The sequence below is a fragment of the Rhodobacter viridis genome, assembly GCF_003217355.1.
In the GTDB taxonomy this organism is placed as follows: Bacteria; Pseudomonadota; Alphaproteobacteria; order Rhodobacterales; family Rhodobacteraceae; genus Rhodobacter; species Rhodobacter viridis.
Genome location: NZ_QJTK01000046.1, coordinates 1 through 1947, shown reverse-complemented (window position 1 = coordinate 1947; position 1947 = coordinate 1). Strand labels below are relative to the sequence as shown.

At 58.8% G+C, this 1947-nt stretch carries 4 protein-coding genes; 1 reads left to right on the top strand and 3 read right to left on the bottom strand.

What is annotated here, in order from left to right; all coding sequences use genetic code 11:
- Positions 1–96 precede the first annotated feature (96 nt).
- Genes C8J30_RS19445 through C8J30_RS18470 form a run of 3 tightly spaced genes read right to left on the bottom strand, consistent with a single transcriptional unit; the run spans position 97 to position 1395 of the window.
- A complete protein-coding gene (locus C8J30_RS19445; RefSeq protein ID WP_394341946.1) occupies positions 97–528 on the bottom strand; it encodes a transposase in 432 nt (143 codons plus the stop codon).
- Positions 525–896: an IS5 family transposase gene (locus C8J30_RS19440; protein WP_394341945.1), complete on the bottom strand. Its 372-nt coding sequence runs from the start codon at positions 894–896 to the stop codon at positions 525–527. The genes C8J30_RS19445 and C8J30_RS19440 overlap by 4 nt, the downstream gene beginning before the upstream one ends.
- Positions 897–942: 46 nt before the next feature.
- The gene (locus C8J30_RS18470; protein ID WP_146227975.1) at positions 943–1395 is read right to left on the bottom strand and encodes a hypothetical protein; all 453 of its coding nucleotides are present in this window, start codon (positions 1393–1395) and stop codon (positions 943–945) included.
- Between the two features lie 441 nt (positions 1396–1836).
- On the opposite strand from C8J30_RS18470, the gene C8J30_RS18465 reads away from it, so the two are divergent.
- The coding region (locus C8J30_RS18465; protein WP_146227936.1) for a transposase at positions 1837–1947 on the top strand (111 nt) is incomplete at its 3' end.

Below are 1947 nucleotides of genomic sequence, written 5' to 3'. Positions count from 1 at the left end.
AGGATCCGATCCGGGAATGGCGCCAGCTTGCCCTCGATTTTGCAACGGTAACGGGCGGGTCGTGACGCAGGCCCCGTTACGGCATCTCGTTCTTGATCACGGCCAGAACAAGACGGTCGCTGCGAGCATGATTGGGGAGAAGAAGGTTTGCGGGCACCGGTTATATCGAGTGGCGACGCGCCGCCAATCCTTCATGCGACCGAACATGATCTCGATGCGGTTGCGCCGCTTGTAGCGCAGCTTGTCGTATTTTACCGCCTTCTTGCGGGACTTCCGGCCCGGGATGCAGACCTTTATCCCCTTGTCTTTCAACGCGTCTCTGAACCAATCGGCGTCATAGCCCCGATCTGCCAGCAACCAACCCGCCTTCGAAGGTCGCCCAGCAACGCCGCCGCGCCGGTGGAATCGCTGACCTGCCCGGCCGACATGAGTTTGAGGGAAAAGAAATCGATCCAGCGGATCGATTTCCCCGAAAACGCCGATCGGCCGCCCCTCCGCATCCGCAACGGCGTGCAGCTTGGTATTCATGCCGCCCTTGGTTCGCCCAATCTGGCGTCCGCGCCCCCCTTTTTCACCCCAAGGCTCGAAGCCGTGCGGTGCGCCTTCAGATACGTCGCGTCGATCATGATCGTCTTGTGCTCGGCGCTCTCGGCGGCCAGACCGACCATGATCCGGGCGAAGACCCCGTTGTCGCTCCAACGCTTCCAACGGTTGTAAAGGGTCTTCGCCGGGCCGTAGTCCTTCGGCGCGTCGCACCAGCGCAAGCCATTGCGATTGATGAAAATTATGCCGCTGAGGACGCGCCGATCATCGACGCGGGGTTTGCCATGGCTCTTGGGAAAGAACGGCTTGAGGCGCTCCATCTGGGCGTCCGTCAACCAGTAAAGATTGCTCATTGATCAGGTCTCCTTGCGGAGCCTGAATCACGCCAAATGACTGAAATCAATGGGTCTGGAGCCTAATCGCCTGAACACGTGTTTGCAGTTCAGGCAGGGCTATGGGCGTCGCGGAATTCCTTGGAATGATAGACGATGCCGACGGCAGGCTTTCAAGAGCAACGCGCACAGCCTGAATGCCGGAAACGACTTCGGGCTCCAACTCTTCAAGGTTGCGAAGAGAATTGGCATCAAGCAGAGCCAGATGCTCCTCAAGGCGCCGATGAAAGCGATCATCCCGAAGAAGGCCCCCGAAGGTTTGCTCTGCCTCCACTTCAACATGGTCTTCAGGCTGGTAACGCTCTTCAAGACGAATAGCGGTTCTCTTATATGCGAGTCGAAACCAATCTGATCGGAGTTCCAACTCCCCAAGCCAGTAAGATCGAAGTCCGGCTGCCTCTGGGCGCGTCAGCAGATCCTCGATAGTTGACATATCCCACAACTCGAAATCGACGCGCATGCCTCGTTCCGCAGCGAAGGGTATCCATTTCGCCTGGTGCTCACGCCAATGAGCGCGACCAGACTTCCCCAGTCTGCCGGGAACGACGTCGGTCAGATCGCACGCGATCGCGATTATGTAACGCGCGAGCCTCGGATGGGACTGCAGGGCGGCAGTTACTGAGGTGTCAATCTTACCCCAGTCGATTTCTGCGGAACTCAGGTGAAACTTGGCTTGGTAGCCAATTTCCTCATCGGACGGAGTGACCCAGTACGCCTCAAGGCCACCATCGCCGCCAGCTCCATCAATCTGGTGAAAGTTGCTGCCGTCTTGCGGAGGAAAACGTCTTCCAAGTCCACAAACTAAGCCCTCGAAGGGGCCCCTCTGGGCGCCGTTTGAGGTGGTCCCCAGCCAGCGGACAGTTTGCTAAGCTTGCCGCCAAGGAAGACGAGGACGAACAGCGTGGCTGGCAAACGGCAGAACTACAGCGCGGACTTCAAGGCGAAGGTGGCGCTTGAAGCCATTCGTGGCGAGGCGACGATCGCCGAGCTGGTGGTGAAGCACGGCGTGCAT